This is a genomic window from Streptosporangium pseudovulgare, assembly GCF_014648055.1.
GTDB lineage: Bacteria > Actinomycetota > Actinomycetes > Streptosporangiales > Streptosporangiaceae > Streptosporangium > Streptosporangium pseudovulgare.
Map to the genome: position 1 here is coordinate 387,949 of NZ_BMQJ01000003.1, position 26,612 is coordinate 414,560.

General features: G+C 72.8%; 28 protein-coding genes, 1 pseudogene and 2 riboswitches. Of the genes and pseudogenes, 16 read left to right on the plus strand and 13 right to left on the minus strand.

The window, feature by feature from the left end; genetic code table 11:
- Positions 1 to 197: 197 nt before the first annotated feature.
- The 4 genes from IEZ10_RS09020 to gcvT all read right to left on the minus strand — a co-directional run bounded on the left by IEZ10_RS09020 (position 198) and on the right by gcvT (position 5,428).
- The gene (locus IEZ10_RS09020; protein ID WP_189246015.1) at positions 198 to 2,180 is read right to left on the minus strand and encodes a hypothetical protein; all 1,983 of its coding nucleotides are present in this window, start codon (positions 2,178 to 2,180) and stop codon (positions 198 to 200) included.
- Between the two features lie 316 nt (positions 2,181 to 2,496).
- On the minus strand, positions 2,497 to 3,873 hold the full coding sequence (locus tag IEZ10_RS09025; protein ID WP_189246016.1) for an L-serine ammonia-lyase: 1,377 nt from the start codon (positions 3,871 to 3,873) through the stop codon (positions 2,497 to 2,499).
- A 77-nt stretch (positions 3,874 to 3,950) separates the two neighbouring features.
- Positions 3,951 to 4,340, minus strand: a complete 390-nt coding sequence (gene gcvH, locus IEZ10_RS09030) for a glycine cleavage system protein GcvH (protein WP_189246017.1) — start codon at positions 4,338 to 4,340, stop codon at positions 3,951 to 3,953.
- Complete coding sequence (gene gcvT / locus IEZ10_RS09035) at positions 4,337 to 5,428, minus strand: glycine cleavage system aminomethyltransferase GcvT (RefSeq protein WP_189246018.1); 1,092 nt, start codon at positions 5,426 to 5,428, stop codon at positions 4,337 to 4,339. Before gcvT ends, gcvH begins: the two co-directional genes overlap by 4 nt.
- A gap of 33 nt (positions 5,429 to 5,461) precedes the next feature.
- A riboswitch (glycine riboswitch) is annotated at positions 5,462 to 5,556 on the minus strand.
- Positions 5,557 to 5,655: riboswitch (glycine riboswitch) on the minus strand. It abuts the riboswitch before it with no gap.
- A 132-nt stretch (positions 5,656 to 5,787) separates the two neighbouring features.
- Here gcvT and IEZ10_RS09040 point away from each other — a divergent pair.
- Genes IEZ10_RS09040 through IEZ10_RS09050 form a run of 3 tightly spaced genes read left to right on the plus strand, consistent with a single transcriptional unit; the run spans position 5,788 to position 7,824 of the window.
- On the plus strand, positions 5,788 to 6,759 hold the full coding sequence (locus IEZ10_RS09040) for a hypothetical protein (RefSeq protein ID WP_229811082.1): 972 nt from the start codon (positions 5,788 to 5,790) through the stop codon (positions 6,757 to 6,759).
- A gap of 17 nt (positions 6,760 to 6,776) precedes the next feature.
- Positions 6,777 to 7,091: a hypothetical protein gene (locus tag IEZ10_RS09045; protein ID WP_189246019.1), complete on the plus strand. Its 315-nt coding sequence runs from the start codon at positions 6,777 to 6,779 to the stop codon at positions 7,089 to 7,091.
- Positions 7,092 to 7,116: 25 nt separating this feature from the next.
- Entirely contained in the window at positions 7,117 to 7,824 is a 708-nt protein-coding gene (locus tag IEZ10_RS09050) for a nucleotidyl transferase AbiEii/AbiGii toxin family protein (protein ID WP_229811083.1), read from the plus strand.
- A 19-nt stretch (positions 7,825 to 7,843) separates the two neighbouring features.
- On the opposite strand, the gene tsaA is transcribed toward IEZ10_RS09050, so the two are convergent.
- Both tsaA and IEZ10_RS09060 read right to left on the minus strand, forming a co-directional pair.
- Positions 7,844 to 8,248, minus strand: coding sequence for a tRNA (N6-threonylcarbamoyladenosine(37)-N6)-methyltransferase TrmO (gene tsaA, locus IEZ10_RS09055; RefSeq protein WP_189246020.1), 405 nt, complete (start codon positions 8,246 to 8,248; stop codon positions 7,844 to 7,846).
- A 48-nt stretch (positions 8,249 to 8,296) separates the two neighbouring features.
- Positions 8,297 to 8,704: a nuclear transport factor 2 family protein gene (locus tag IEZ10_RS09060; protein ID WP_189246021.1), complete on the minus strand. Its 408-nt coding sequence runs from the start codon at positions 8,702 to 8,704 to the stop codon at positions 8,297 to 8,299.
- Between the two features lie 469 nt (positions 8,705 to 9,173).
- On the opposite strand from IEZ10_RS09060, the gene IEZ10_RS09065 reads away from it, so the two are divergent.
- Positions 9,174 to 9,374, plus strand: a complete 201-nt coding sequence (locus IEZ10_RS09065) for a hypothetical protein (protein WP_189246022.1) — start codon at positions 9,174 to 9,176, stop codon at positions 9,372 to 9,374.
- 210 nt (positions 9,375 to 9,584) lie between these two features.
- Here the strand turns inward: IEZ10_RS09065 and IEZ10_RS09070 are convergent, their stop codons facing one another.
- Complete coding sequence (locus IEZ10_RS09070; RefSeq protein ID WP_189246023.1) at positions 9,585 to 9,902, minus strand: hypothetical protein; 318 nt, start codon at positions 9,900 to 9,902, stop codon at positions 9,585 to 9,587.
- A gap of 459 nt (positions 9,903 to 10,361) precedes the next feature.
- On the opposite strand from IEZ10_RS09070, the gene hutU reads away from it, so the two are divergent.
- A complete protein-coding gene (hutU, locus tag IEZ10_RS09075; RefSeq protein WP_189246024.1) occupies positions 10,362 to 12,017 on the plus strand; it encodes a urocanate hydratase in 1,656 nt (551 codons plus the stop codon).
- Positions 12,018 to 12,187: 170 nt separating this feature from the next.
- Positions 12,188 to 13,003 (plus strand): MurR/RpiR family transcriptional regulator, encoded by an 816-nt coding sequence (locus IEZ10_RS09080; RefSeq protein ID WP_229811084.1) that lies wholly within the window; start codon positions 12,188 to 12,190, stop codon positions 13,001 to 13,003.
- Positions 13,004 to 13,077: 74 nt separating this feature from the next.
- Here the strand turns inward: IEZ10_RS09080 and IEZ10_RS09085 are convergent, their stop codons facing one another.
- The 3 genes from IEZ10_RS09085 to IEZ10_RS09095 form a co-directional block, all read right to left on the minus strand.
- The gene (locus IEZ10_RS09085) at positions 13,078 to 13,827 is read right to left on the minus strand and encodes an ABC transporter permease (protein WP_189246026.1); all 750 of its coding nucleotides are present in this window, start codon (positions 13,825 to 13,827) and stop codon (positions 13,078 to 13,080) included.
- A 35-nt stretch (positions 13,828 to 13,862) separates the two neighbouring features.
- Positions 13,863 to 14,822 (minus strand): ATP-binding cassette domain-containing protein, encoded by a 960-nt coding sequence (locus IEZ10_RS09090; protein WP_189246027.1) that lies wholly within the window; start codon positions 14,820 to 14,822, stop codon positions 13,863 to 13,865.
- A 202-nt stretch (positions 14,823 to 15,024) separates the two neighbouring features.
- The gene (locus tag IEZ10_RS09095; protein WP_189246028.1) at positions 15,025 to 15,555 is read right to left on the minus strand and encodes a PadR family transcriptional regulator; all 531 of its coding nucleotides are present in this window, start codon (positions 15,553 to 15,555) and stop codon (positions 15,025 to 15,027) included.
- Positions 15,556 to 15,593: 38 nt separating this feature from the next.
- On the opposite strand from IEZ10_RS09095, the gene IEZ10_RS09100 reads away from it, so the two are divergent.
- The 6 genes from IEZ10_RS09100 to IEZ10_RS09125 all read left to right on the plus strand — a co-directional run bounded on the left by IEZ10_RS09100 (position 15,594) and on the right by IEZ10_RS09125 (position 21,814).
- A complete protein-coding gene (locus IEZ10_RS09100; protein WP_189246029.1) occupies positions 15,594 to 15,923 on the plus strand; it encodes a hypothetical protein in 330 nt (109 codons plus the stop codon).
- Positions 15,924 to 16,035: 112 nt separating this feature from the next.
- On the plus strand, positions 16,036 to 16,722 hold the full coding sequence (locus IEZ10_RS09105; RefSeq protein WP_189246030.1) for an SDR family oxidoreductase: 687 nt from the start codon (positions 16,036 to 16,038) through the stop codon (positions 16,720 to 16,722).
- A gap of 101 nt (positions 16,723 to 16,823) precedes the next feature.
- On the plus strand, positions 16,824 to 17,987 hold the full coding sequence (locus IEZ10_RS09110) for an allantoate amidohydrolase (RefSeq protein WP_189246148.1): 1,164 nt from the start codon (positions 16,824 to 16,826) through the stop codon (positions 17,985 to 17,987).
- Positions 17,975 to 19,333 carry a formimidoylglutamate deiminase gene (locus tag IEZ10_RS09115; protein WP_189246031.1) on the plus strand — a complete coding sequence of 453 codons (1,359 nt, stop codon included), beginning with the start codon at positions 17,975 to 17,977 and terminating at the stop codon, positions 19,331 to 19,333. The genes IEZ10_RS09110 and IEZ10_RS09115 overlap by 13 nt, the downstream gene beginning before the upstream one ends.
- Positions 19,334 to 19,470: 137 nt before the next feature.
- Positions 19,471 to 20,643, plus strand: coding sequence for an imidazolonepropionase (gene hutI / locus IEZ10_RS09120; protein ID WP_189246032.1), 1,173 nt, complete (start codon positions 19,471 to 19,473; stop codon positions 20,641 to 20,643).
- A gap of 232 nt (positions 20,644 to 20,875) precedes the next feature.
- Positions 20,876 to 21,814 carry a sigma-70 family RNA polymerase sigma factor gene (locus IEZ10_RS09125; RefSeq protein WP_189246033.1) on the plus strand — a complete coding sequence of 313 codons (939 nt, stop codon included), beginning with the start codon at positions 20,876 to 20,878 and terminating at the stop codon, positions 21,812 to 21,814.
- Positions 21,815 to 22,215: 401 nt separating this feature from the next.
- On the opposite strand, the gene IEZ10_RS09130 is transcribed toward IEZ10_RS09125, so the two are convergent.
- Positions 22,216 to 23,394 carry a cytochrome P450 gene (locus IEZ10_RS09130; RefSeq protein WP_189246034.1) on the minus strand — a complete coding sequence of 393 codons (1,179 nt, stop codon included), beginning with the start codon at positions 23,392 to 23,394 and terminating at the stop codon, positions 22,216 to 22,218.
- A gap of 141 nt (positions 23,395 to 23,535) precedes the next feature.
- Here IEZ10_RS09130 and IEZ10_RS09135 point away from each other — a divergent pair, with 141 nt between their 5' ends.
- The 3 genes from IEZ10_RS09135 (at position 23,536) to IEZ10_RS09145 (ending at position 25,418) form a co-directional block, all read left to right on the plus strand.
- A complete protein-coding gene (locus tag IEZ10_RS09135) occupies positions 23,536 to 24,144 on the plus strand; it encodes a TetR/AcrR family transcriptional regulator (protein WP_189246035.1) in 609 nt (202 codons plus the stop codon).
- Positions 24,144 to 24,413, plus strand: a complete 270-nt coding sequence (locus tag IEZ10_RS09140) for a nuclear transport factor 2 family protein (RefSeq protein ID WP_189246036.1) — start codon at positions 24,144 to 24,146, stop codon at positions 24,411 to 24,413. Before IEZ10_RS09135 ends, IEZ10_RS09140 begins: the two co-directional genes overlap by 1 nt.
- A gap of 183 nt (positions 24,414 to 24,596) precedes the next feature.
- On the plus strand, positions 24,597 to 25,418 hold the full coding sequence (locus IEZ10_RS09145; protein WP_189246037.1) for an alpha/beta fold hydrolase: 822 nt from the start codon (positions 24,597 to 24,599) through the stop codon (positions 25,416 to 25,418).
- Between the two features lie 44 nt (positions 25,419 to 25,462).
- On the opposite strand, the gene IEZ10_RS09150 is transcribed toward IEZ10_RS09145, so the two are convergent.
- A complete protein-coding gene (locus tag IEZ10_RS09150; RefSeq protein ID WP_229811085.1) occupies positions 25,463 to 25,843 on the minus strand; it encodes a TetR-like C-terminal domain-containing protein in 381 nt (126 codons plus the stop codon).
- Between the two features lie 9 nt (positions 25,844 to 25,852).
- Positions 25,853 to 26,023 (minus strand): annotated as a pseudogene (locus IEZ10_RS40385) (TetR/AcrR family transcriptional regulator); the annotation flags it as partial.
- A gap of 89 nt (positions 26,024 to 26,112) precedes the next feature.
- On the opposite strand from IEZ10_RS40385, the gene IEZ10_RS09155 reads away from it, so the two are divergent.
- The gene (locus IEZ10_RS09155; RefSeq protein ID WP_229811086.1) at positions 26,113 to 26,574 is read left to right on the plus strand and encodes a DoxX family protein; all 462 of its coding nucleotides are present in this window, start codon (positions 26,113 to 26,115) and stop codon (positions 26,572 to 26,574) included.
- Positions 26,575 to 26,612 lie beyond the last annotated feature (38 nt).

Here is a 26,612-nt window from a genome sequence, read left to right on the forward strand (position 1 = left end):
GGGGGTCGCGGATGAGGCCGTACCGGGGGAACCGCGTCGGGCTCGCCGTCGTCGGGCTGGCACTGGCCGTGGCCGGCCTCTACGGCTTCCTGCGCGGGGAGGGCAGGCTCCCCTGGCCGCGTGGGGAGCGCCTGCTGCCCCGCGGTCTGCCCGCCCGCGTGGCCGAGCACCCGTGGGCGGGGTGGGCGGCGGCGCTGCTACTGACGGCGCTGGCGCTGCTGTCGATCCGCTGGCTGATCCGGGCCGTGGGACTGGGACGTCTGGGGAGCCGGAGCGGCAGCGCGACCGCCATGCTGGGGGTCGCGCTTAAAGAAATCGAAGGGCTCGGCCGGGTTCGCGTCCGATGGGTCAGATGCGACCGGCTGCGGATCTCGGTGACCTGCGGGCCGGCGTCGGACCTCGCGAAGCTCGTCGCGCGGCTGAACCGCGACGCGGTCGGCAAGGTGCGCCGGACGGTCGGCGACGACGATCTCGGGGCGGTCGTCCGGCTGCACGTCGGACGGCGCTGACCCTCCGGCCCGGGACCCGGCGGGCATGGCGGGCGCGGCGGGCGCGGCGGGCGCCGCCGGCCGGTCCGCCCACGGGTCCCGGTCACCCGCACTCGGGAAGGCACCCGAGAACGCACCGGGAGGCGCGCCGGGGAAGGCGCCGGGAGACACGCCGGGGAACGCGCCGGCCGTCATGGACGACCCCGCCGCCGCGGGCGGGAGCGGATGCACGAGCAGGTCGCTCAACCCGGCCGTCGGGACCGCCGGGCCGGACGCGTCCGGGGTCTCCCGGACCGCTCGGGACGTCCGTGAGAAGGCCAGCCCGGCCGCCAGGCAGACGAACGGCAGTGCGGGCACCACGTACCGGTGGTCGAAGGCCGCGATGAACGGCGGCAGCGCCAGCAGCGTCGCGCCGGCCGCCCACGGCAGCAGCACGGCGCCGCCGAGCCGCCGGACGCGCGCCAGGACGCCGGCCAGGCCGATCAGCGTGATCACGGCGATGAACGGGCCGCGCAGGTAGCCGTACCGCTGGTAGTCGCGGAGCAGCCCGGCGTACGGCTCGGCCAGCACGGGCCGGCCGGAGGCGCCCTGGTAGGCGACGGTGATCTGCTCGGCCGTCCGGCCCTGGGAGGCGGTCCCCTTGGGGAAGGGCCTGGCCGTCTCCGGGAAGACGTAGGCGCTCTGCGGGCCGGGGGTGGGGTAGACGCGGCGGTTCCAGTCGAAGATGTGGGCCACGTCGGCCAGGCCGGTGCGCAGGAAGTCGAGGGGCTGCGCCCTGATGGCCTGGGCGGCGAAGTCGCCGGCGAGCCGGTCGCGCTCGGCCCAGCTCCCCTTGACCTTGTTCAGCGGGGAGGAACCGTCCCAGATGTAGAGCGGCGGGGCCTTGCGCTCGCCGACCGGCTCGTCGGGGCACAGGGCGGCCTCCGGGCCGGCCGGTCTGATCTTCGCGCAGTCGGCGAAGGTGAGCGTGCGCGCGTACAGGAAGGCGTTGCCCCGGGTCATGCCGTAGGTGCCGTACTCGGAGTGGAACCAGGCGGCGTAGGCGCCGAGGCCCAGCGCGGCGGCCACGGCGGTGGCGGTGACCGCCCGCCAGCCGGCCCGGCGGATCACCAGGCAGACGAGGACGACGGCGGTCAGCGGCAGGCCGATCGTCCGGGTGGCGGTCGCCGCGGCCAGCAGCAGCCCGGCGAGCAGGCCGGCCGGGATGCCCGGCCGCTCCCGCCGCATCAGCAGCGTGACGGCCAGCACCGCGAGGAACTCCATCAGGGAGTCGGCCATGACGAGGTGTTCGAGCTGGATCTGGTGGACGTCCAGCAGGATCGGCAGGGCGGCGAGCGTGGCGCCCCAGCCGGGCAGGCCGCCCGGGCGGCGCAGCACGACGTAGACGCAGGCCGCCGTGGCCAGGCCGAGCAGGTGCTGGACCACGACGACGGCCGGCACGCTGGACAGCGGGTGCAGCAGCCACAGGAACAGCGAGTATCCCGCGGGCCGCGACTCCATGGGCCGCGGGTCGAGGCCGCCGTTGAGGTAGACGAAGGAGTCGGCCCAGAACCACAGGGCCGGGCGGTAGCCGAGCACGGCCAGGGCCCGCAGCGCGCCCCCGGCCAGCAGCGCTGCCAGGAATATCCGGTGGGCGCCGAGGAGGCTGAGGAGACGCGGGGAACGGCGGTCCGGACGTACTCCCGCTGACACCTTCCGACCTCCCGGGTTCGTCTCGGCGGGAGGCCCCTGCGGCCGGGACCTCCGCGACGAGCCAACCAGCATAGGCCGCGCGGCGGAGATCAGGTGCGAGAAGGTGGCTTTTGCGCTGATTCGGTGGTCTCGCGCCGGAGACGTTCCCGCGCGGCCGCCGGTCCGGAGGGCGGGAAGCCCGAACCGGACCCGGCGGGGGAGACCCGTCCGCCCTGCCGTCCCGGCCGCCGGACCGAGTCAGGCGGGAAGACCCGTCCGCGGTGCCGTCCCGGCCACCGGGCCCGGCGGGGGAGATCCCCGCCGGGCCGGTGGCGGGTCAGCACTCGATGACGTTCACCGCGAGCCCGCCGCGGCTGGTCTCCTTGTACTTGTCGAGCATGTCCCGGCCGGTGTCGCGCATCGTCTTGATCGCCTTGTCCAGCGAGACGAAGTGCCGGCCGTCGCCGCGCAGCGCGATCCGGGCGGCGGTGATCGCCTTGATGGAGGCCACCGCGTTGCGCTCGATGCACGGGATCTGCACCAGCCCGCCGATCGGATCGCAGGTCAGGCCGAGGTTGTGCTCGATGCCGATCTCGGCGGCGTTCTCCACCTGCTCCGGGGTGCCGCCCAGCGCCTCGGTGAGCCCGGCCGCGGCCATCGAGCAGGCCGAGCCGACCTCGCCCTGGCAGCCGACCTCGGCGCCGGAGATGGAGGCGTTCTCCTTGAACAGCACGCCGATCGCCCCGGCGGTGAGCAGGAAGCGCACCACGCCGTCCTCACCGGGCGTCGGCGTGAACCGGTGGTAGTAGGTGAGCACGGCCGGGATGATGCCCGCGGCGCCGTTCGTCGGGGCGGTGACGATCCGGCCGCCGGCCGCGTTCTCCTCGTTCACCGCCAGCGCGTACAGCGAGACCCAGTCCATCGCCTGCAGCGGGTCCCGCTCGGGCGACTCGCCGCTGAGCCGCCGGTGGAGCTGGTGGGCCCGGCGGCGGACCTTCAGCCCGCCCGGCAGCACGCCCTCCTTGTCGATGCCGCGCCGCACGCACTCGCTCATGACCCGCCACAGGTTCAGCAGGCCGTCGCGGATCTCCTGCGCGGAGCGGCCGAACGCCTTCTCGTTCTCCATCATCAGCCCGGAGATCGACAGACCGGTCTCGGCGCAGTGCGCCAGCAGCTCGGCGCCGGTCGTGAAGGGGTACGGCACCGCGGTGTCGTCCGGCTTGATCCGGTCGGCGCCGGTGGCGTTCTCGTCCACCACGAACCCGCCGCCCACCGAGTAGTAGACCTTCTCGCGGAGCGTGTCGCCCGCCTCGGAGAAGGCGGTGAAGCGCATGCCGTTGGGGTGGTGCGGCAGCGAGATCTTCCGCTCGAAGACGAGGTCCTCACCGATCACGAAGGGGATCTCGTGCGAGCCGTACAGCCGGACGGTCCCGCTCTCGCGCATGGCGGCCAGCCGCTCGTCGACGGTGTCGACGTCCACCAGCTCGGGCTTCTCGCCCGACAGGCCGAGCAGGACGGCCTTGTCGCTGCCGTGGCCCTTGCCGGTCAGCCCGAGCGAGCCGTACAGGATCGCCTCGACCCGCGCGGTCTTCTCCAGCAGCCCGTCCTGGGCGAGGCCGCGGGCGAACCTGTGCGCCGCGGCCATCGGGCCGCCGGTGTGCGAACTGGACGGGCCGATACCGATCTTGAAGAGATCGAAGACGCTGATCGCCATTGATCTGGTCCTTGCTTGCGTCGCCGTGACCACGCGCGCCCCGCGGCCCGCGTGGTCACGGCACTGGTGAGAGGAGGTCAGGACTCACCGGAGGTGAGCACGCCGTACTCCTCGGCGGACAGGAGGTCCTCGGGCTCGCCCTCCATGCGGATGCGGAAGAGCCAGCCCTCGCCGTAGGGGTCGCTGTTGACCAGCGACGGGTCGTCCACGACCGACTCGTTGACCTCGGTGATCTCGCCGCCCACCGGGGCGAAGATGTCGCTCACCGACTTGGTCGACTCGACCTCGCCGACCGCGTCGCCCGCGGCGACGGTGGAGCCGACCTCAGGGACCTGCACGTAGACCACGTCACCGAGGGCCTCGGCGGCGTAGGCCGTGACGCCCACGGTGAGGGTCAGGCCGTCGTCGATGCCCGCGACCCACTCGTGCTCCTTGGTGTACTGCAGGTCACCGGGAATGCTGCTCACTTTTTCCTCCTGTAGAAAGGCAGGTCGACGACCTCGACCGCTTCATGGGTACCCCGGATGCTCACGGCCAGACCCTCGGAGCGGTCACCGTCCACGTAGGCCATGGCGATGGGCCGGCCGAGGGTCTGGGACGGGGCTCCGCTGGTCACCTCGCCGACGACGGCGCCGTCGTCGGCGACGACCACCGGGTAGCCGTGGCGGGGCACTCTGCGGCCGGTCGCGATCAGTCCGACCAGGCGGCGCGCGGGCGGGACGTCCTTGAGAGGCTCCAGGGCGGCCCGGCCGACGAAGTCGCCCGGTTTGTCAAACTTCACCACACGGCCGAGCCCGGCGTCGAACGGGGTCAGCTCGGCGGTCAGCTCGTTGCCGTACAGCGGCATGCCCGCCTCCAGGCGGAGCGTGTCGCGGGCGGACAGGCCCGCCGGGACCAGGCCGTGCGGGGCGCCCGCCTCGGTCAGCGCCGCCCACAGCGGCTCGGCGTCACCGGCGGCGGCGAACAGCTCGAAGCCGTCCTCGCCGGTGTAACCGGTGCGGGCGATGAGGACCTGGATCCCGGCGACGGTCGCGGGCAGGCCGGCGTAGTACTTCAGGCCGTCGAGGTCGGCGTCGGTGAGCTCGCCGAGGATGGCGCGCGAGTTCGGGCCCTGCACCGCGACCAGCGCGTACTGCTCGGAGCGGTCGTCCACCGCGGCGTCGAAGTCCTTGGCCCGGCCGGTCAGCTCGGCGGCGACCCGGGGGTAGTTGGACGCGTTGGCGACGACCATGAACTCGTCGGCGGCCAGGCGGTAGACGATCAGGTCGTCCAGCACGCCGCCGTCCGGGTCGACGATCATGGTGTAGCGGGCGCGGCCCGGCTCCAGAGCCGACAGGTGGCCGACCAGCGCGTAGTCGAGGGCCTCACCGGCCTGCGGGCCGGTCACGAAGATCTCGCCCATGTGGGAGAGGTCGAACAGGCCCGCCGCCTGGCGGACCGCGTTGTGCTCGGCGGACTCGCTGCCGTAGCGCAGCGGCATCAGCCAGCCCGCGAAGTCGGTCAGGGTGGCGCCGAGAGCCTCGTGGACGCCGCGCAGCGGCGTGGGTCGGGACATGTTCGCACCTCAGGCAGGGGACGGATGAGAGCATCCTCCCCCTCTGTCATTGATGCCTGAGAGCTTCGCCCGGTTTTTGCCGGACTTTCACCTTCGGCGAGGCCGCGTGGCCTGCTTTCCAGAGATCACCTACCCGCACGGTCCTTTGCCTTGAGAGGTTCGCGGGGAGGGCTTGCTCCTTCAGGGGTCCTGGCCTGGATGTCAGGACGCTCTCCCGCACGGGTTCATCGGTGCCGTGGCCAGCCTAACCGGCCGTGCCCGCCGAGCGAAATCCCTCGACGGGGGAAACGTGCGTCCCCGTCCGGCCGTACGGCGGGGCAGCCGTGTCGTGGAGATTCCTTGCATAGTCTGATGAATCGATGGACGACTTCTTCCGCGAGAGGATCCTGGAGACGGGACGGCTGCCGCTGTTCTGCTTCTTCGTCGCGCTGATCGTGGCGTTCGTGCTGACCAGGATCAACGTCCGGCTGATCCGGGCGAAGATCGGCTGGTTCGGCGACGTCAGCGTCGGCGACATGCACATCCACCACGTGGTGTTCGGCGTGGTGCTGACCCTGCTGGGCGGGGTGGCGGGGCTGGTCGTCTCGGGCATCTCCCAGGGCTGGTACGCCGTGACCGCCGCCGTCTTCGGCGTGGGGGCCGCCCTGATCCTGGACGAGTTCGCGTTGATCCTGCACCTCCGCGACGTCTACTGGGAGGAGGAGGGGCGGGCGTCGGTGGACGCGGTCTTCACCGCGATCGCGATAACCGGCCTGCTTCTCACCGGCCTGCGCCCGCTGGTCTGGGAGGGCTCCGACGGCACGCCGCGCGGGGCGTGGCTCACCGCCGGCCTGATCGTGGCGAACCTCGTGCTGGCCGTGATCACCCTCCTCAAGGGGAAGATCTGGACCGGTCTGGCCGGCCTGTTCCTGCCGCCGCTGCTGATCGTGGGGGCGGTGCGGCTGGCCCGCCCGGGCTCGCCGTGGGCGCACTGGTTCATGGCGCCCGGCTCCCGGCGGCCCCGGCCCCGGAAGATGGCCACGGCGGTGCACCGGGAGGAACGCTGGCGGCGCCCGGTCATCCGCGCGAAGATCGCCTTCCAGGAGTTCGTCTCCGGCCGGCACGACCTGCCCTCCACCCGCCGCCTGGTCAGGCTCCAGGACCGCCAGGAGAACGCCGCGGGCCGGGACCGCCAGGAGAACGCCGCGGGCCGGGAGCGTCACGAGCACGCCGCGGGCCGGGACAGCCAGGAGCGCGGCACGAGCCGGGGCCGGGAGCACGCCGCGGGCCGGGACCGCCACGAGCACGCCGTGAGCCGGGACGGCCGCGAGCACACCGCGAGCCGGGAGTGAACCGGGGTGAGCCGGCCGTGAGCGAGCTTCCGTCCCGCTGGGAGGGCGTGGCGCACCGGGTGCCCGACTCCCTCGCCGACCTGCGCGGCCCCGCCACCGGGGTGGTCAGCCTGCCCGTCCACCTGGCCTGGTCGGGCCTGACCGAGTTCGACCTGGGCAACCGGCTGCTGCGGATGAGCCTGTACCGGACGATCATCACCGGCGGCGGGCGCGAGGACGCCGAGGCGTACCTCAACGCCGGGATCCTCCTCGCCGACTGGCCCCTGCTGCGCCGCGGGATCGGGCCGAGTTACCGCAGGGCATGGGAGGGCAAGATCTCCGCGTTGGGATGAGCGCGGGCGGAGGGGAGCGAGCCGGGTGGACGCGATACGACTGCCCCCGTTGCAGGAGCGGATGCTCCGGGCCGTCCTGCCGGTCTGCGACCGGTTCGGCCTCGTGCTGGCCGGCGGCTACGCCATGAACGCCCACGGCCTCACCGAGCGCCCGAGCAACGACCTCGACTTCGCCACCGCCGCCGAGACGCCGCTGCCCGACGTGGCCGGCGCCGTCGCCGGGGCGTTCCGGGACGCCGGGCTGGACGCCACCGTGGTGGAGGCCGGGCCCCGGATGGCGCGGCTGGTGGTGAGCGACCCGGTGACCGAGCAGAGCTGCGAGTTCGACCTGCTCAGGGAGGCACTGCAGCGCGGGCCCGTGGTCGTCGGCGACGTGTCCGTGGTCTCCCTGGACGACGCGGTCGGGCTGAAGATGCGCGCCCTGCACGAGCGCAGCCTCGCCCGCGACGTCATCGACGTCGTCTCGGTCTCGCACCTGTACGGCCTCCGCGAGCTGGAGCACCTCGCCCGCCTGCACAACGAGGAGTTCTCACCCGCCGAGCTGGTGATGCGCCTGGAGTTCGTCGAGCTGATCGCCGACGAGGACTTCGAGGCCTACGGCCTGACGGCGGAGGAGATCGCCGGGATCCGCCGGTACTGCGCCGCCTGGGTGGAGGACATCAAGCTCCGCCGCCCGGAGGACGGCGACGCCGAGTACGGCGCCGAACACGACGACCTCCCCGAGGTCGGCTGATCCTCACCGCCGGGAGCGGTCAGCGGTCCGGGGTGAGGAGGGGTTTGACGTCCAGAATCGGGGTCCCGTCGAGGGCTTCGAGGTTGCGGACGTGGACGCGAGTACCGGCGACGGCGAGGATGTGGACGGTGTGCAGGCCGATCGGGTTGGGCCGGTCCGGCGCGCGGGTGGCGAAGACGCCGGTGAGCGGCCGGGTGGCGTCGCCACGCGGGTGGACGGCGAGGGTGTCGCGGTCGGCGCGGTCGAGCCAGGTGAGCAGCAGTACATCGGTGCCCGGCGTCAGGCCGTCCAGGGCGGAGGCGTACCGGTCGTCGAAGACGAGCCAGGCGTCGGGTGCTCCCTCGTCGGGCTGCCGGGGCGCCGCCGTGCGATCGGTCAGCGTCGACTCGACGCGCCCGACCGGGCGCAGCGTGTTCTCGGCCAAAGATCCTCGATCCTTTCCTGAGGCGGGGTCCGGACGCCGGCGGCGTGCCTACGGTGCTTCTTCCAGCTGCCTGCCGACCTGGTCGATCCGGCGGATCCGGCCGTCCGGCGCCAGGCGGCCGAACATGTAGATCTCCGCCGCGAAAGTCTTGCCCTTGCGCAACCTGGTGCGCAAGGTCCACCGGGCGGCGATCCGGTCACCCGAGACCAGCGTCTCGTGGATCTCGACACCGAGCCGGTCGTCAGCGGTCGTCGCCTCTTTGTCGATGTTCCTGCGGACAGGGCGGACGTGGTCGATCATGCGCTGCCGATCGATCACGAGCCCGTCGTTGCGGTACTCGAAGTCCGGAACGAAGTAGCGGTCAAGGATCGTGCCGGGCTCCTCGTCGGAGACGGCCATGTCCCGGGTGTAGGTGATCAGGAAGTCGGCGAGGTCGTGCTCGGAGCTGATGCCCATGATGTCTCCTTGAGGGAAGAGGGTTCACCGGTGGATCGGATCGGGAACGCGCCGAGCCGGCGCCCGGACGAGCTCGCGCCGCCATGACGGGGCCGTCGCCCCGCCGCACCCCGCAGGGGATCACGCGGCGCGGACCGGGCTCCTAGACGGCCGGGTGATGCGGAGTCGATCCTCGCCGCCCGTGCTCGCCGCCGTCGTCGTACGGCCGAAGGCGATATGCGCTACTCCCGTCGTCGTACGTCACCGCGCGGCCACCGCGCCGGAAGCACCCCGCCGGACGCGGCCCCGCGCGGTACGCGGGGCGTGTGACCGACGCACCCGGCCCGGGCGACGGGCCGCTCCCCGCGCCCCGCCGTACGGGCCGCCCTGCAGGCCGGACCGGCGGGCACGGGCCGGTTCGCGGTCCGGCAGGCATATCCGGCCGTTCGGCGGGAAGCTGAACGGCCTGCCTGCCGAAGGAGTGTGGATCGTGGGTCTCGTCGAGAAGCTCAATCTGCGTGAGATGAAGGCAAAGGCCAAGCGGAAGCTGGGCGGCCGGATCGGCGACCGGCGGCTCGCCGCCGAGGGGCGGACCGAGGAGGCCGAGGCCAGGCTCCTCAGGACCCAGGACGAGATCCTGGACACCGTGGCCGAGATGCGCAGGGAGTACGGCGCCGCCCGCCGCGGCTGACGCCCGTACCCTCAGCCCGGCCGCGCCGGGCGCCGGCGCTCCGCGGCCCGTGCTCCCCCTCCGGGCCGTGGGGCGCCGGTGCCCGGCGCGGTCGTTCCCTTCGCGGTCGTCCCCTCCGCGGCGCCGCCGTCCTCTCCGCGGACGGGCTCCCGCGCAAGGTGGCTTCCCGTGAGCGGGCGGCCGGTCCGGGCGCCGTGTCCGGTGGCGCTACTAGTCCGGGCTCTGCACCTGGTAGCGGGGCCCGAGCTCGGGGTGCCAGGGGTCGGTGGCGGCGACGACCAGGCCGGGCCCGCCGATCAGCTCCTCCAGCACCTCCTCGACGCGCCCGGGGTCCAGCCCCGTCACCCGCGCGATCTCCGTCACGTGCCCCGGCCCGACGGAGCTCTCCAGCTCCGAGACGGCCCGGAAGACCGCGGCCTGCTCCGTGGTCAGGTTCGCGTCGACGGACGGGCCGATGTCCGCCGCGTCGCCCGACACCCCCGTCAGGTCCGAACCGCCCGGCAGGTCCGCGTCGTCCGCGTCCGTCATGCCGATCCCCCTCCTGGCGCCCCTGGCATTCGACAGGTCCCCCTGACCGTCACCATCCCCCCGGGTGACCGCCTCAAGCCTTCGGCGGGGATTGCGAAAAATCTGCGTAGCGGGTGGCGAGATACTTAGGAAGACCCCGCCTCCCGCTGATTCGCCGCTCCGGAAACCGGGCACCTGGCCTGTGCGGAGCCTCTTCTTCGCATCGGAGCGTCCAGTGGGCGCTCCCCGGCTCACTCCCCTTCGCCCAGTCCGTGCGGGACAAGGGTCATGGCGGGGCCGGAGGACGGCCGGAAACGGAGGGCGTCCCGGCGGCGGCCGGGGCGCCCTCCTGTGCCGGGCCCCTCACATGGGGCCCGCCGCGCCGGGTCTCTCACCCCGGGTCTCTCACTCCGGGTTGACCCGTGGCCTCCGGGTGACAAATATGAATGCATTCATTCATGACGATGAGGAGGCTCGGTCATGACCGGCAGCCGGACCGTGCGCGCCCCGCGCGGCACCACGCTCACCGCCAGGGGATGGCCGCAGGAGGCGGCGCTCCGTATGATCCAGAACAACCTGGACCCGGAGGTGGCCGAGCATCCCGAGCAGCTCGTCGTCTACGGCGGTTCGGGCCGGGCCGCGCGCGACTGGCGTTCCTTCGACGCGATCGTCCGTACCCTGACCACGTTGGAGGGCGACGAGACGCTGCTCGTCCAGTCGGGCCGCCCGGTCGGGGTGTTCCGCACCCACGAGTGGGCGCCGCGGGTCCTCATCGCCAACTCCAACCTGGTGCCCGACTGGGCGAACTGGGAGGAGTTCCGCCGCCTGGAGGCCGCGGGCCTGACCATGTACGGGCAGATGACGGCCGGCTCCTGGATCTACATCGGCACCCAGGGCATCCTGCAGGGCACCTACGAGACCTTCGCCGCCGTCGCCGCCAAGCGGTTCGGCGGCTCGCTCGCCGGGACGATCACGCTGACCGCCGGGCTCGGCGGAATGGGCGGCGCCCAGCCGCTGGCCGTGACCATGAACGGCGGCGTGGTGATCTGCGTCGACTGCGACCCCCGGTCCATCGACCGCCGCATCGAGCACCGCTACCTGGACGTCCGCGCCGCCGACCTCGACGAGGCGCTGCGCCTGGCCTACGCCGCCCGCGACCGGCGCGAGCCGCTCAGCATCGGGGTCGAGGCCAATGCCGCCGACGCCTTCCCCGAGCTGCTGCGCCGCGGCGCCGAGATCGACGTCGTCACCGACCAGACGTCGGCGCACGACCCGCTGATGTACCTGCCGTCCGGCATGGCCTTCGAGGACATGGCCGCCGAGCGGGACAAGGACCCGGCGGGCTTCACCCGCAGGGCCCGCGAGTCCATGGCCCGGCACGTCGAGGCCATGGTCGGCTTCCGGGACGCAGGCGCCGAGGTCTTCGACTACGGCAACTCCATCCGGGGCGAGGCGAAGCTGGGCGGCTTCGAGCGCGCCTTCGACTTCCCCGGCTTCGTGCCCGCCTACATCCGGCCGCTGTTCTGCGAGGGCAAGGGCCCGTTCCGCTGGGCCGCGCTGTCGGGCAACCCCGCCGACATCGCCCGGACCGACCGGGCGATCCTGGACCTGTTCCCCGACAACGAGCCGCTGGCCCGCTGGATCAGGATGGCCGGGGAGAGGGTGCACTTCCAGGGACTGCCCGCCCGGATCTGCTGGCTCGGGTACGGCGAGCGCCACCTGGCCGGGGAGCGGTTCAACGACATGGTGGCCTCGGGCGAGATCGAGGCGCCGGTGGTGATCGGCCGCGACCACCTCGACTGCGGGTCGGTGGCGTCGCCGTACCGGGAGACCGAGGGCATGGCCGACGGCTCCGACGCGATCGCCGACTGGCCGCTGCTGAACGCCATGCTCAACGTCGCCTCCGGCGCCGCGTGGGTCTCCATCCACCACGGCGGCGGCGTCGGCATCGGCCGGTCGATCCACGCCGGTCAGGTCACCGTCGCCGACGGCACCCGGCTCGGCGCGGAGAAGCTGAACCGGGTCCTGACCAACGACCCGGGGACCGGTGTGATGCGGCACGTCGACGCCGGCTACGACGAGGCCGCCGCGGTGGCGGAGGAGCGCGGCGTCCGCGTCCCGATGCGCGAGTCCTGACCGGTCCCGCGGGCCCGCGCCGGACCGGCCGGGCCCGCCACCGGACGAAGCGCGGCCGGGCCCGGCGCGGGCGGACAAGCGCCGGACGCGCGGTGGGTGCGCGGTGGGTGCGCGGTGGACACGCGGCGGGTGCGGGAATGCCCGCGTGCGGCCCGGCGGTTGGAGGGGACGTGGGGGACGGACTCGATCGACTTCTTGAGGGCCGGCGGCTGTCGCCCGTGCAGCGGCGGATCGCCCGCTACCTCGGCGACCACCTGGACGAGGCGATCTTCCTGTCCAGCGTGGAGCTGGCCGACCGGGTCGGGGTGAGCCAGCCGTCGGTGACGAGGTTCGCCGTCGGGCTCGGCTTCGCCGGGTACCCCGAGCTGCGGCAGGCGCTGCGACCCCTCGTGGTGGGCGACCAGGTCCCGCCGCGCGCCAACGACCTGCAGACCGCCATCGACGTCGAGATCGGCAACCTGCGCAGCGTGCGCGAGGGTCTGGCCGACCCGTCGCCCGTCGCCGAGTTGGGCGCCGCGCTCGCCGCGTGCGAGCCGCTTCCGGTGCTGGGGCTGCGCGTCTCCAGCGGGCTGGCCACCACGTTCGCCTACTTCGCCCGCCGCATCCACCCCGACGTCCGCCTGATGGTCCACGGCGGCTCCGAGCTGGCCGACGGCCTGCACGCCGCGCGCCGCGCCGGGGCGGGCTGGCTGGTCGCGGTGGTCCTGCCCCGCTACCCCGCCGAGGCGGTCGCCGCCCTGGGGCGGGCCCGCGAGCTGGGCCTGCGGACCGCGGTGATCACCGACCGGCGCGACGTGCCGTTCGAGGCGGACGTCCTGCTGGACGCGCCGGTCGGCGAGCGGCTGGTGTTCGACTCGCACGCGGCGCCGCTCGCCCTGGCCATGGTGCTGGTGGAGGCCATGGCCGACGCGGCGCCGCTGCGCACCCAGGCCCGCCTGGAGGAGTACGAGCGGATGACCGACCAGGGCGGGGTCTTCGCCGAGTGACGGCCCCGGCCCTTCGCCCGGCCCCGCCACCGGGAGCCGGGGCCGCGAAAGGGCCGGGGAGCGCGCGGCGCGGGTCAGCCGGCCAGCTTCCGCAGCGAGCGGACCGACCAGGTCAGGGTGAGGACGCCCAGGACCAGGAACAGCGCGAAGGCCGTCGGGATCGTGCCGCTTGAGAAGTCCCCGGCGAACAGCGCCCGGCCCGCCTCGACCGCGTAGTACAGCGGGTTGAACTTCGCGGCCGTCTGCATCCAGTCCGGGCCGAGGGAGATCGGCAGCATCAGGCCGGACAGCAGCATCAGCGGCAGCAGGAAGAACTGCACGATCTGCGACATGCCGTTCTCGTCGCGGATCGACAGCGCCAGGCCGTACGACAGGTTCGCGGCGAACAGGCCGGTGACGGCCATGAGCAGCAGCATGAGGCCCATCGCGGCCAGGGAGATCCGCAGGCCCATCAGCGAGGCCACGCCGAGGATCAGGAGCGACTGCAGGACCAGCATGATCATGTCCTTGGCGACCCGGCCGAGGACGATCGAGGGCCGCCACGCCTGGCTGACCGCCAGCCGTTCCAGCACCCCGTTCCGGGTCTCGTTGATCATGCCGAACCCGGTGAACATCGAGCCGAACAGGGCGATCATCACCAGTGCGGCGGGGGTGAACACGATGAGCGCCTCGGAGAGCGTCCCGCCCGGGGTCAGTTTGGTCAGCAGCGGGGCGAACAGCAGGAGGTAGAGGATGGGCTGCATGATGCCGAGCAGCGGCCAGGCGGGGTTGCGGCGGAGGTTGCCGAGTTCGTAGCCCAGAAAGAGCATGGTGTGCCGGAGCATCGGGGGGTTCCTTCTTCGGTCGGGGGTGGCGGGCGTCAGGCGGCGTCGCGCAGGGAGCGGCCGGTGTGCTTGAGGAAGACGTCGTCGAGCGTGGCCCGGTCGAGGGAGATGGAGTCGATCGACACGCCCCCGGCCTCCAGGGCGCGCAGCAGGGCGGGCAGGCTGTGCTCGCCGTCGTCGAGGTAGGCGCGCAGGACCTCCCCCTCCAGGCGCGTCTCGGCGATGTACGGCTGCGCGGCCAGCAGCTCCCGGGCCGCGGCCGGGTCACCGGTCCGCAGCGTGACGACGTCGCCCGCGATCTCCTTCTTCAGCCCGCCGGGGGTGCCCTCGGCGACGATCAGGCCGTGGTCGATGATGACCAGCCGGTCGCAGAGGGCGTCGGCCTCGTCGAGGTAGTGGGTGGTCAGCAGCACGCTGGTGCCCGCGTCGCGCAGGGCGCGGATCTCCTCCCAGAGGTTGGCGCGGTTCTGCGGGTCCAGGCCGGTGGTGGGCTCGTCCAGGAAGACCAGCGGCGGCCGGTTCACCAGGCCGATGGCCAGGGCGAAGCGGCGCTTCTGACCGCCGGAGAGCGTCCGCGCCGGGCGGTTCGCGACCTCGGTCAGGCTGAAGGTCTCCAGCAGCTCGCCGGCGCGGGCCAGCGCGTCCCTGCGGGAGGCCCCCGCGAGGCGGGCGGCCAGCACCAGGCTCTCCAGTCCGGGGGCGTTGTCGTCCACGCCGCCGGCCTGGCTGACGTAGCCGATCCGCTCGCGGACCTTGGCGGCCTCGGTGACCACGTCGTGCCCGGCGACCCGGGCGGTCCCGGCGGTGGGGAGGGTGAAGGTGGCGAGCATCCGGACGGTGGTGGTCTTGCCCGCGCCGTTGGGGCCGAGCGCGGCGAAGATCTCACCTTCGCCGACGCTCAGGTCGATGCCCCGGACGGCCTCGACCTCCTCGGTCTTGCCGCGCCCGCGCCGGGCGGTGAAGGTCTTGCGCAGTCCCTGCGCCTCAATGATCATGATTCTCCGTTCGGGGGATGGGGGGTCGTGCGGTGTCCCGGGGCGTTTCCCGAAGAGGGCGGGCGGGGGGCGCCCGGACACGCCGTTCCGGGGGACGTGCCCGGAAGGTTCGGAAGGCGTATCCGGAGGACGCGCCCGGATGTTTCACGGCGCGTCCGAAGAAGAGGGTGAACCCTCCAGTGGGGGGAGCCTCAACCGGTTTTCACGGCAGCTCGCCGTTCCGGACCTTCTCGACGGCCTCCTCCACCCAGGTGAGCTGGGCCTGGAGCTGGAGGACGTTCAGCCGCAGGCACTCGTCGATGTGCGGGGGGGCGCCGTAGGCCTGCTTGCCGCCCATCGCCCGCCGGACCATCTCGACGGAGAACCGGAGCTGGGCGGCCCTGGCCTCCAGCGCCGAGGTCAGCTCGGCCGGAGACAGCCGGTCCATGAAGGTGAGCGCCACCTGGAACGGGTCGACGATCGGCTTGATCTCCCACCAGTTCGACAGCAGCAGGCGGTTGAACTCCGACCGGCCGGCCTCGGTTATCGCGTAGACGGTCTTGCCGCCCCTGCCCTCCTCCACCCGCTCCAGCAGGCCCTCGTCGGCCATCTTGGCCAGCCCGTGGTAGATCGAGCCGTAGGCCACGTTGGCCCAGTGGTGGGTGCCCATGATTTCGAGGTGGCGCCGTACCTCGTAGCCGTGGAGCGGGCCGTCGAGCAGCACGCCGAGCAGGAGAACGCGGGTGGAGGACATATTCAAATTTGTATTCAAGTTTGTATAAGGTGTCAACCGTGAGAGAGATCAGACGCGACGACGACGGCGCCCTGCTGGGCTACCTGCGGCAGGCCGGGGCCGGCTGGGAGCCGCTGACCGTGTTCGGCTACCCGCTCGGCGAGGCCGGGCCCGAGGACCGGGCGGCCGAGGAGGTGCGGCGGTCCGGGCTGGAGGTGCTCATGGGGCACTGGGAGTTCCTGCGGGACGGCGAGTGGTACCGGTGCGTGATCCTGGAGGCCGCCGCAGAGGAGGTCCGGGTCCGCCCGGACGACCACCGCTACCCGCACGACGGGTACGCCCTGACCCTGGAACGGCCCGGCCCCGCGACCTTCCGCCCGTACCGGTAGCCGCACCGGTACGGGCAGGCGGGCGCCGGCCCCGGCGGCGCCGCGGAACCGGGCCGCTCACGGCCGGGAGGGGGTGACGGCGGGCGGGCGGGCCCGGAGTAACGTGGCCCGCATGTCCGCACGACCGACCGCACTGGTCACAGGAGCCTCCCGGGGAGTCGGGGCCGCCGTCGCCCGTGTCCTCGCCCCCACCCACGATCTGCTGCTCGGCGGCCGCGACGCCGAGGCGCTCGGCAAGCTGTGCGCCGAGCTGCCCGGCGCGCGGCCCTGGCCGGTGGAGCTCACCGCCGTCACCGAGGCCGACGTCGCCGGGATCGACCGGCTCGACGTGCTGGTGCACAGCGCGGGCGTGGTGACCCTGGGCCGGATCGAGGAGACGCCCGCCGAGGTGTGGCGCCGCACGATGGAGGTCAACGTCGTCGCGGTGGCCGAGCTGACCCGGCTGCTGCTGCCCGCGCTGCGCGCCGCCCGCGGCCAGGTGGTGGCGATCAACTCGGGGTCCGGGCTGCACGCCAACCCCACCTGGGGGTCCTACGCCGCCAGCAAGTTCGCGCTGCGCGCCTTCGCCGACGTGCTCCGGCAGGAGGAGCCCGCCCTGCGGGTGACCACCGTCTACCCCGGGCGGATCGACACCGACATGCAGCGCGGGGTGCGGGCCCAGGAGAACGGGGCCTACGAGCCGGAGCGGTACCTGACGCCGGAGTCGGTGGCCCGGGCGGTGCTGGCGGCGGTGACCGCCTCGCCGGACGCGCATCTCACCGACATCACCCTCCGCCCGGCGGTCCGTCCCGTCGCCTGACGTCCCGCGGGCCGCCCGCCGAAGGCTGAAGACTGAAGGCTGAGGGTGAAGGGCTCGCAAATGAATGACTCCATTCACATAATGGAGTGGTGTTCGACGAGATGTGGGGTGCCATCGAGCACCTCGGACGTGACGGCCGGACCGGCGGGTACCTCCGCGACGCGTGGTCGCCCGCCGACCGGGAACTGCGCGAGTGGTTCCGCCAGGAGGCGGAACGGCGCGGCCTCGACCTGCGGGAGGACCGCAACGGCAACCTCTGGGCCTGGTGGGGCGACCCGTCGGGCCGTCCCGGTGTCGTCACCGGCAGCCACCTGGACTCGGTACGGCAGGGCGGCGCCTTCGACGGCCCCCTCGGCGTCGTCTCCGCCTTCGCCGCCCTCGACGCGTTGCGCGCCAGGGGCGCCGAGCCCGCCCGTCCACTGGGCGTCGCCTGCTTCACCGACGAGGAGGGCGCCAGGTTCGGCGTCCCCTGCGTGGGGTCCCGGCTGCTCACCGGCGTCCTCGACCCGGACCGCGCCCGCGGCCTGACCGATGACGAGGGCGACTCGCTGGCCCAGGTGCTGCGGCGGGCCGGACGCGACCCCGGCTCCCTCGGCCGGGACGACGAGACGCTCCGGCACATCGGGGTCTTCCTGGAGCTGCACGTCGAGCAGGGCCGCGGCCTGGTCGACGCCGGAGCCCCGGTCGGCGTGGCCTCGGCCATCTGGCCGCACGGCCGCTGGCGCTTCGACTTCCGCGGGCAGGCCAACCACGCCGGAACCACCCGCCTGGACGACCGCGACGACCCCATGCTGCCCTTCGCCCGCACCGTCCTGCGCGCCCGCGAGGCCGCCGAACGCGCCGGGGTGCTCGCCACCTTCGGCAAGGTGCGCGTCTCGCCCAACAACGCCAACGCCGTACCCGGCCTGGTCAGCGCCTGGCTCGACGCCCGCGGCGGCCGGGAGGACGCCGTCCGGGCGCTGGTCGCCGAACTGGCCGACTCCTCCGGCGCCGAGGTGAGCGCCGAGTCGTGGACCCCCGTCGTCGACTTCGACGCGGACCTGCGCGACCGCCTCGCCGCGGTCCTCGGCGGCGCCCCGGCGCTGCCGACCGGCGCCGGGCACGACGCCGGGATCCTCGCCGCCGCGGGCGTTCCCAGCGCCATGGTGTTCGTGCGCAACCCAACGGGAATCTCACACTCCCCGGACGAACACGCCGAGACGTCCGACTGCCACGCGGGGGTCACCGCCCTCGCCGACGCGCTGGAGGACCTGTGCCGGAGCTGAACTACTGGTGCGAGCTGGCCTGGCTGCCCCCGGGAGAGGCGGTCAAGGGCGTGCTCGTCACCGTCGCCGACTCGATGATCTCCGACGTCGTCCCCGGCGTGGCCGAGCCGCCCGCCGGGGCCGTCCGCCTCACCGGGCTGACCCTCCCCGGCCTGGCCAACGCCCACTCCCACGCCTTCCACCGCGCCCTGCGCGGGGTGACCCAGCGGGAGAAGGGCAGCTTCTGGACCTGGCGCGAGCAGATGTACGCCCTGGCCGCGACGCTCGACCCCGACTCCTACCTCGCCCTGGCCAGGGCGGTGTACGCCGAGATGGCGCTGGCCGGGATCACCTGCGTCGGGGAGTTCCACTACCTGCACCACGCGCCCGGCGGCAGGCCGTACGACGATCCCAACGCCATGGGGCACGCCCTCGTGCAGGCGGCGCGGGAGGCGGGCCTGCGCATCGCGCTGCTGGACACCTGCTACCTGACCGGCGGCATCGGCACCCCGCTGACCGGCGTCCAGCAGCGGTTCGGCGACGGCGACGCCGAGCGGTGGGCGATGCGGGCCGAGGCCCTTCTCGCCGCCTACCGCGGCGAGAAGGACGTGGAGATCGGTGTGGCCGTCCACTCGGTGCGCGCCGTCCCCGCCGAGCAGATGCCGGTGATCGGCAGGTTCTCGGCGCACCACGCGGTCCCGGCCCACGCCCACGTCTCCGAGCAGCGCGGCGAGAACTCCGCCTGCGTGGAGACCTACACCGCCACCCCGGTCGAGGTCCTGTGCGAGCACGACATCCTCGGGCCCCGCTCGACCGCCGTGCACGCCACCCACCTGTCCGACGTCGACATCGCGTTGCTCGGCCAGTCCGGCTCCCACGTCTGCATGTGCCCCACCACCGAACGCGACCTGGCCGACGGCGTCGGCCCCGCCCGGAAACTGCGCGACGCGGGATCGCCGATCACCCTCGGCACCGACAGCCACGCCGTCATCGACCTGTTCGAGGAGGCGCGCGCCGTGGAGCTGAACGAGCGGCTGGTCAGCGAGCAGCGCGGCCACTGGACGGCCGCCGAGCTGCTGTGCACCGCCACCGCCGACGGCCACTCCTCGCTCGGCTTCGCCGACGCGGGCATGCTCGTGCCGGGCGCGTGGGCCGACCTGGTGTCGGTCCGGCTCGACTCGGTCCGTACGGCGGGCGCGCCCGCCCACGACCTGGCGGAGACCGTGGTCTTCGCCGCGTCGGCCGCGGACGTGCACTCGGTGGTGTCTGGCGGCCGCCGCGTCGTCGAGGACGGCCGGCACGCCCTGGGCGACGTCGGCGCGATGCTCGGCGAGGCGATCGCGGCGGTCCGCGGGGAGGGGGCGTGAGCGGCGTGAGCGGCGTGCGCGGTGCGGCAGGTGCGGCCGGTGGAGCGGAGCGGTTGGGCGGTGCGGCCGGTGGAGCCGAGCGGGTGAGCGGTCTGGTGGGGGCCGGGCGGTTGGGCGGTGCGGAGGGAGACGAGCGGATGAGCCGTGCGGAGGGGGAGAGGCGGAGCACGCTTTTCCATCGGATCGGGCTGCTCTACACCGGCGACCCGGAGCGGGAGGAGATCACGGACGCCGCGCTGGTCGTCGAGGACGGCCGGGTGGCGTGGATCGGAGCCTCCGGCGAGGCGCCCGCCGCGGACGAGCGCGTGGACGCCGGCGGACGCTGCGTCGTCCCCGGCTTCGTCGACAGCCACGCCCACCTCGTCTTCGCCGGGGACCGCACCGCCGAGTTCGCCGCCCGCATGTCGGGCGAGCGCTACACCGCCGGGGGCATCCGCACCACGGTCGCGGCGACCCGCGCGGCCACGGACGCCGCGCTGACCGAGCGGACGGCCGCCCTGATCGACGAGATGCTCGCCCAGGGGACCACCACCGTCGAGATCAAGAGCGGCTACGGCCTCACGGCCGGCGACGAGCGCCGGTCCCTGGAGATCGCCCGGCGGTTCACCGCCGAGACCACCTTCCTGGGCGCCCACGTCGTGCCGCCGGAGGCCCCGTCCGCCGACGACTACGTCCGCCTCGTCACCGGGGAGATGCTCGCGGCCTGCGCGCCGTACGCCAGGTGGGTGGACGTGTTCTGCGAGCGCGGCGCGTTCGACGCCGACCAGAGCCGGGAGATCCTGCTGGCCGGGACGAAGTCCGGGCTGCTGCCGCGCGTCCACGCCAACCAGCTCGGCGAGGGCCCCGGCGCGCGGCTCGCCGCCGAGGTGGGCGCAGCCTCGGCCGACCACTGCACCCACCTCACCGACGCCGACGTCGAGGCGCTGGCGTCGGCCGGGGTGGTCGCCACGCTGCTGCCCGGCGCGGAGTTCTCCACCCGCTCGCCGTACCCCGACGCCCGGCGCCTGCTGGAAGCCGGGGTGACCGTCGCCCTGGCCACCGACTGCAACCCCGGCTCCTCCTTCACCTCCTCCATGCCGTTCTGCGTCGCGCTGGCCGTGCGGGAGATGCGGATGACGCCGCTGGAGGCGGTCCGGGCCGCCACGTACGGCGGAGCCAGGGCCCTGCGCCGCGACGACGTCGGCGTCCTGCGGAGGGGAGCCGCCGGTGACCTGGTGATCCTGGACGCCCCGTCCTACGTCCACCTCGCCTACCGGCCCGGGGTGCCCCTCGTGGCACAGGTCTGGAAAGAGGGGCGTCGTCTGGTTTGAGACCCACGGGGAGGGGGCAGCGACGGGGCTTGTGACACCACGCGCGCGGACGTCCCTCTCGGGGACGGCCTCCTCCTTGAGGAGGAAATCCAAAACCATTCTTCTGGCGTACTTCTTTAGGGAATCTTTGCTCCGGTCCGAGCGTTGATCAGACAAGCGGCATGTCCGCGCACGCGGGGCGTTGAGCGAACGCGTGGGCATGCCATAAGCAGGCGGAGCGAGGTGCCATCGGATGGCAAGGCCGACGGGGAATCGGACGCAGGAGCAGCAGGTCTCGGACCGGGACCTGCTCGGAACCTACCTGGCTGAGATCGGGCGGGTCCCCCTGCTCACCGCGGAGGAGGAGGTGGAGCTCGCCAAGCGCATCGAGGCGGGTCTCTTCGCGGAGCAGTTGCTGGACAGCGGGCTGTCGGAACCGCGGATCGGGGACGCGGCCGACGAGGAGCTGGAACGGATCGCCGTTTCCGGGCAGCGGGCCAAGGACGAATTCATCCAGGCCAATCTACGTCTTGTGGTGGCGGTCGCGCGCAAATACTCCGGCCGGGGAATGCCGCTGATCGATTTGGTGCAGGAAGGAAACCTGGGCCTGGTGCGGGCGGTCGAGAAATTCGACTACCGCCGGGGTTACAAGTTCTCCACATACGCCACGTGGTGGATCCGCCAGTCGGTGGGACGCGCCATCCACGAGCAGGCCCGCCCGGTACGGCTGCCCACCCACGCGGGCGAGCAGATGACCCGGCTGATGAGGGTCCGGCGCGACATGCTGGCCGAGTTCGACCAGGAGCCGACCGACGCCGACCTGGCCAGCGTGCTGGAGCTGCCGATCGAGCGCGTCCGCGAGCTGCGCCGCTGGGCCTCCGAGCCGGTTTCCCTGCAGCTCGGCGTGGGTGACGAGGACGAGACCGAGCTGGGCGACATGATCGCCGACGAGACGTGGGCCGACCCCGAGCAGCAGGCCATGGACATCCTGGAGCGCGAGCGCCTGGAGCAGTGGCTGACCGGTCTGGAGGGGCAGACCCGGGAGATGCTCCGCTGGCGGTACGGCCTGATGGACGGCCGCGAGCACACCCTCACCGAGGTCGGCGAGCGCTACGGCATCGGCCGCGACCGCGCCCGCCGCATCGAGCGCGACGCCCTGGCCCGCCTGCGGAAGATGGCCGCGGCGGCCTGACGTTTTTCCACCGGGCCCGGTTCCTTTTGGAACCGGGCCTTTTCGCACCGGGTCGTTGTGAGGCGGGTGTCTCGGATCCGGGCGTTTCTCGGGCTTGGGCGGGTCGGTGGTTGTCGTGCTGGTCGTTTGTGCGCGTCGCGGTGGGTGTTCCGGCTGGGGCTTTTCCGATTGGGGGTGGTTCCCTGTTCGGGCGGGTCGGTGGTCGCCGGGTCGGTCGTTTGTGCGCGCTGCGGTGGGTGGGTGTTCCGGCCGGCGTTGTGGCTGGGCTCTGGTTCCGACCGGCCTCCGGCCTGGCCTCGGGCGCGACGGTTTCCGGCGTTTTGAAGCCGGCCGGAACACCCACCCACCTCCGCGCCATACCTGCCTCGTTCGTACGGCCCGCTCGCCGTAGCCTCTCCCCGTCACCTCCCCCAGGTGACGGGGAGTTCGTGGACTCCGTAGATGATCATGTCGTCGCGCAGGGGGACCTTCTCCGGCGGTACGGCCAGCCTCAGGTCCGGGAAGCGCCGGAACAGCGCGGAGAAGCCGGCCCGGATCTCGACCCGCGCGAGCTGCTGGCCGAGGCACTGGTGGACGCCGTGCCCGAAGGCGAGGTGGCCGGTCGCGGGCCTGGTCAGGTCGAGGGTGTCGGGGTCGGGGAAGCGCTCGGGGTCGCGGTTGCCGCCGGGCAGCGAGACCATGACGCTCTCGCCCGCCCGGACGAGGACGTCTTCGACCTCGACGTCCTCCAGGGCGGCGCGGATCGTCCCCGGGACGACCGGGAGGTAGCGCAGGAGCTCCTCCACGGCGCCGTCGGCGGTCTCCGGGTCGGTGAGCGCCGGGATCCGCCCGGGGTTCAGCAGCAGCGCGAAGGCGCCGAGCCCCAGGACGTTCGTCGTGGTGTCGAACCCCGCGCCCAGCAGCATGAACGCGATGTTGGTCAGCTCCTCGTCGGTCAGCCCGCCGTTCGTGACGAGCCCGCCGAGTATGTCGTCGGCGGGTTCGGCCCGCCTGCGCCGTACCAGCTCGCCGAGGTGGCCGCCGACGTCGGTCATCGCCCGCTGCCGGTCCTCCTGGGTGGCGTCCTGGCGGGTCATCTCCGTGACGTCGGCCTGGAACCGCTCGCGGTAGTCGTACGGCACGCCCAGCAGCTCGCAGATCACCAGCGCGGGAACCGGCGCGGCGTACTCCCGTACCAGGTCGGCCGGAGGGCCGGCCGCCTCCATCCGGTCGAGCTGCTCCTCGGCGATCCGCTCGACGCGGGCGGCGAGCCGTCGCATCCGGCGTACGGTGAACTGCCCGGTGAGCAGGCGCCGGTAGCGGGCGTGGTCCGGGTCGTCCATCCCGATGAACATGCCGGGCAGAGCGGGCGGGATCTCCGCGGCGTTGAACGGGCTGCCGCGCAGTTCCTGCCGGGCGCTGAACCGGGGGTCGGCGAGCACCGCGCGGATGGTCGGGTACCGGGTGACCACCCAGCCGAGCCTGCCGTCCGGATAGCGGACCCGGGCGATCGGCCGCTCACCGCGCATCGCCAGGATCTCCCGCGCCGGGTCGAACGGACCGGAGGCGGTCATCGGGAACGTCAGGGGCTCTGTCGGCATCTTCGCCGTCCTCACCGGGCGACAGGGGTCGCCCACGCCGTCATTCGGGGCCGCGGTGCTCCGGTCCCCGCGCCCTCATAGAACTACACTAAGTGTAAAAATGCAACGTGAGTAAGGATAGTTCTCATGTAAAGTAAGTGCGTGGACGAGTCCCGGCGGGAGCGCAAGAAGCGGCAGACCAGGCGGCTGATCGCGGAGACGGCGATCAGGCTGTTCGGCGAGCGGGGATACGAGCAGACGACCGTCGCCGAGATCGCAGCCGCCGCCGACGTGGCCACGAAGACGTTCTTCAACCACTTCCCCAGCAAGGAGGACGTGCTGTTCACCGGCACGCGGGAGCGCAACGCGGTCCTGCTGGAGGTGATCGCCGGCCGCCGCCCGGGGGAGAGCCTCCCCGACCTGCTGACCCGGATGTACGAGAAGCTGCTGGCCGACTACCGGGCCGAGGGCGTCGAGGCGGAGGACCCCGCCCTGATGAAGACCTACACCCGCCTGGTCATGACCGTGCCCGCTCTCCAGGCGAAGGCGCTGTACATGACGTTCGAGCTGCAGAAGGAGATCGCCGAGACCCTGGTGAAGGTCTACCCCGACGAGCTCGACCCGGTCGGCGCCGCCGCGGTGACCGGCTCCGTGCTGGGCGCCGTCCAGGGGGCCGCGCTCGCCAGCATGGACCTGGGCGAGCCGGAGGAGCGGTTCTGGGCGTCCATGCGCCGAGGCTTCGACCTCGCCCTCCGCGGCCTGAGCAGGTGATGAGCCCGGCCGGCGGCCTCTCATCTCTACAGGGAGTCTTCGCCGAGACCGCGAAGGGGAACGGGCGGCCCTTCCTCGACGCGCCGGCCGATGACGCTGTGGTCGTCGTCGAAGGCCGCGACCACAGCGTTGCGGCATCAGGGCATGACTCCCCGAACCGTTGCTGCTGGATCTTCGTCATGCGCGACGGCAAGGTCGCCGAGGCCACCGAGTACACCGACACCCAATTGATCGCCGAGGTGCTCGCTCCGCCTCCGGCGGCTCGATGACCGTCCGCCCCGGCGGAGAGGCCACCGCCGTCTGGTTCCGCCTGCCGGGCTGAGCGCCGCCGGGAGACTCCGCCGTACGGCGGGCATCTCTTCCCCCCCGGCTCCGCGCGGTGGGTTCCGCGGCGTGGGGAAAGGTGCGACCGTGGACATCCAGGTCCCCGAGAGCCCCTGCGGAGGCATGTGATGCGCATGGACGTCAACGGCGTGGAGCTGGAGGTCCAGGTCAGCGGGGAGGGGCGGGACGTCGTGCTGCTGCACGGCTACCCGGACACCCATGCCTGCTGGCGGCACCAGGTGGCCGCGCTGAACGCGGCCGGATACCGCACGATCGCCCCCGACCTGCGGGGCTTCGGAGCCTCGGCCAAACCGGACGGCCTGGAGAACTACCGCCTCTCCCGCTACGTGGGGGACCTGCTCGGGATCATGGATCGTCTCGGCGTGGAGCGGGCCCATCTCGTGGGCCACGACTGGGGGTCGCCTCTCGTGCAGCTGACCGCCGTCGCGGCGCCGCAGAGGGCACTCAGCCTCACCTGCATGTCCGTCGGCCACCCCGCCACGCTGGCGGCGGCGGGTCCCGTGCAGTGGAGACGGTCCTGGTACATGCTGCTGTTCCAGCTGCGGGGCGTCGCCGAGTGGTGGCTCAGCCGCGACGACTTCGCGACCATGCGGCGGTGGATGGGCGGGCACCCCGACGTGGAGGACGTCATCGCGCGCATGCGCGATCCCCGCGCGCTCACCTCCTCGCTGGCGATCTACCGTACGGGGCTCCGCCCCCTGCCGTCCGGCAGGGTCGCCAAGCTGCCGCCGGTGCCCACCCTGGGCGTGTGGAGCAGCGGTGACCGGTTCCTCGCCGAAAGAGCGATGCTCCTCACCCAGGAGCACGTCACCGGGCCGTGGCGTTACGAGCGGATCGACGGTGCGGGCCACTGGATGCAGCTGGAGGCCCCGGACAGGGTCAACGCGCTGCTCCTCGACTTCCTCTCCGCCGCCACCCCGCCTCGCTGACACCTTCCCCGGTCGCCGATCCTTTGCCGCGGGCCGCCCGATCCTCACCGCATGGCGCCGAGAACGAGGCGGATCATCGAGTGGGCGAGGGCCTCCGGGTCGCCGTCCGCGCTTTCCTGCAGGGAACCGCTCAGCCACAGGCCGGTGAAGCCGTGGACCAGCGACCAGGCGGCGATCGTGGTCAGCCGATCGTGTTCCGGGCTCGGCGACAGCGAGCGGGCGCTGGTGACGAGCACGTCGGCGGCGCGCTCCTGCGCGGCCTGGATGTCGGGATCGTCCACGCGGTAGAGCTCGGGCCGGAACATCACCTCGAAGTAGGGACGGTGATCGATGGCAAAGCGGACGTAGGCGACGCCGACCTCCCACACGTCGGCTGCCGCGCGTTCGAGAGCGGCGGCGAACATGGCGAAGCCCTCGGCGGCCACGGCTGTCAGCAGGCCTTGTTTGTCGCCGAAGTGGTGGGCCGGGGCGGCGTGTGAAACGCCCGCGCGGCGGGCCAGTTCGCGCAGGCTCCATCCGGCCGGGCCGGATTCGCCGATGGCCTGGAGTGCGGCGTCGATGATGACGCGCTTCAGATTGCCGTGGTGGTAGGACGGCTGGTTGATCTACCTCACCTCCGCGTTCGAGTGGCCGGCGTGACGACCTCATCTTATCTTGACGTTGACAAGATAAGGGACCTCCTTCAATCTTTCCGATGACAAGATTGGAGGACGGGATGGTTCCGTTCATCGCTCTCACGGGCGGCTTCGTCGTCCTGCGGCTCGTCGGCCTGGCCGGTGTCGACGTACTGGACGCCTGGCAGCCGGCCCTGCGTGGCGCCCTCGCCCTGATGTTCGTCTTCACCGGCGTGCCGCACTTCCTGCCCTCATGGCGCCGCGACTTCGTCGCGATGATCCCGCCGGTGTTCCCGCGGCCGGCGCTGCTGGTCACCCTCACCGGCGTCCTGGAACTGGCCGGCGCCGCCGGGCTGCTGTTTCCGGGGACCGCGCCGTACGCGGCGATCGGATTGGCCCTGCTCATGATCGCCATGTTCCCGGCCAACGTCTCGGCGGCCCGTCGCGGCCTCACCCTGGCCGGAAAGCCGGTGACCCCTCTCCCCGCCCGCACGGCCCTGCAGGTGCTCTTCATCGCGGCCGCCGTAGCGGCGGCCGCGTGAGCCACACGCCGGCGCCTCGGCTCCGCCCACATCCCAGG

What these genes read in the sequence shown, in the direction of transcription:
- hutU (WP_189246024.1), top strand. Translation starts at nt 10,362, where the DNA reads ATGACCGGCAGCCGGACCGTGCGCGCCCCGCGCGGCACCACGCTCACC.
- IEZ10_RS09090 (WP_189246027.1), bottom strand. Translation starts at nt 14,822, where the DNA reads ATGATCATTGAGGCGCAGGGACTGCGCAAGACCTTCACCGCCCGGCGC.
- IEZ10_RS09070 (WP_189246023.1), bottom strand. Translation starts at nt 9,902, where the DNA reads ATGACGGACGCGGACGACGCGGACCTGCCGGGCGGTTCGGACCTGACG.
- IEZ10_RS09155 (WP_229811086.1), top strand. Translation starts at nt 26,113, where the DNA reads ATGACAAGATTGGAGGACGGGATGGTTCCGTTCATCGCTCTCACGGGC.
- IEZ10_RS09060 (WP_189246021.1), bottom strand. Translation starts at nt 8,704, where the DNA reads ATGGGCATCAGCTCCGAGCACGACCTCGCCGACTTCCTGATCACCTAC.
- IEZ10_RS09040 (WP_229811082.1), top strand. Translation starts at nt 5,788, where the DNA reads ATGGACGACTTCTTCCGCGAGAGGATCCTGGAGACGGGACGGCTGCCG.
- IEZ10_RS09110 (WP_189246148.1), top strand. Translation starts at nt 16,824, where the DNA reads ATGTGGGGTGCCATCGAGCACCTCGGACGTGACGGCCGGACCGGCGGG.
- IEZ10_RS09025 (WP_189246016.1), bottom strand. Translation starts at nt 3,873, where the DNA reads ATGGCGATCAGCGTCTTCGATCTCTTCAAGATCGGTATCGGCCCGTCC.
- IEZ10_RS09145 (WP_189246037.1), top strand. Translation starts at nt 24,597, where the DNA reads ATGCGCATGGACGTCAACGGCGTGGAGCTGGAGGTCCAGGTCAGCGGG.
- gcvT (WP_189246018.1), bottom strand. Translation starts at nt 5,428, where the DNA reads ATGTCCCGACCCACGCCGCTGCGCGGCGTCCACGAGGCTCTCGGCGCC.
- IEZ10_RS09130 (WP_189246034.1), bottom strand. Translation starts at nt 23,394, where the DNA reads ATGCCGACAGAGCCCCTGACGTTCCCGATGACCGCCTCCGGTCCGTTC.
- IEZ10_RS09125 (WP_189246033.1), top strand. Translation starts at nt 20,876, where the DNA reads ATGGCAAGGCCGACGGGGAATCGGACGCAGGAGCAGCAGGTCTCGGAC.
- IEZ10_RS09105 (WP_189246030.1), top strand. Translation starts at nt 16,036, where the DNA reads ATGTCCGCACGACCGACCGCACTGGTCACAGGAGCCTCCCGGGGAGTC.
- IEZ10_RS09095 (WP_189246028.1), bottom strand. Translation starts at nt 15,555, where the DNA reads ATGTCCTCCACCCGCGTTCTCCTGCTCGGCGTGCTGCTCGACGGCCCG.
- IEZ10_RS09140 (WP_189246036.1), top strand. Translation starts at nt 24,144, where the DNA reads ATGAGCCCGGCCGGCGGCCTCTCATCTCTACAGGGAGTCTTCGCCGAG.
- hutI (WP_189246032.1), top strand. Translation starts at nt 19,471, where the DNA reads ATGAGCCGTGCGGAGGGGGAGAGGCGGAGCACGCTTTTCCATCGGATC.
- IEZ10_RS09085 (WP_189246026.1), bottom strand. Translation starts at nt 13,827, where the DNA reads ATGCTCCGGCACACCATGCTCTTTCTGGGCTACGAACTCGGCAACCTC.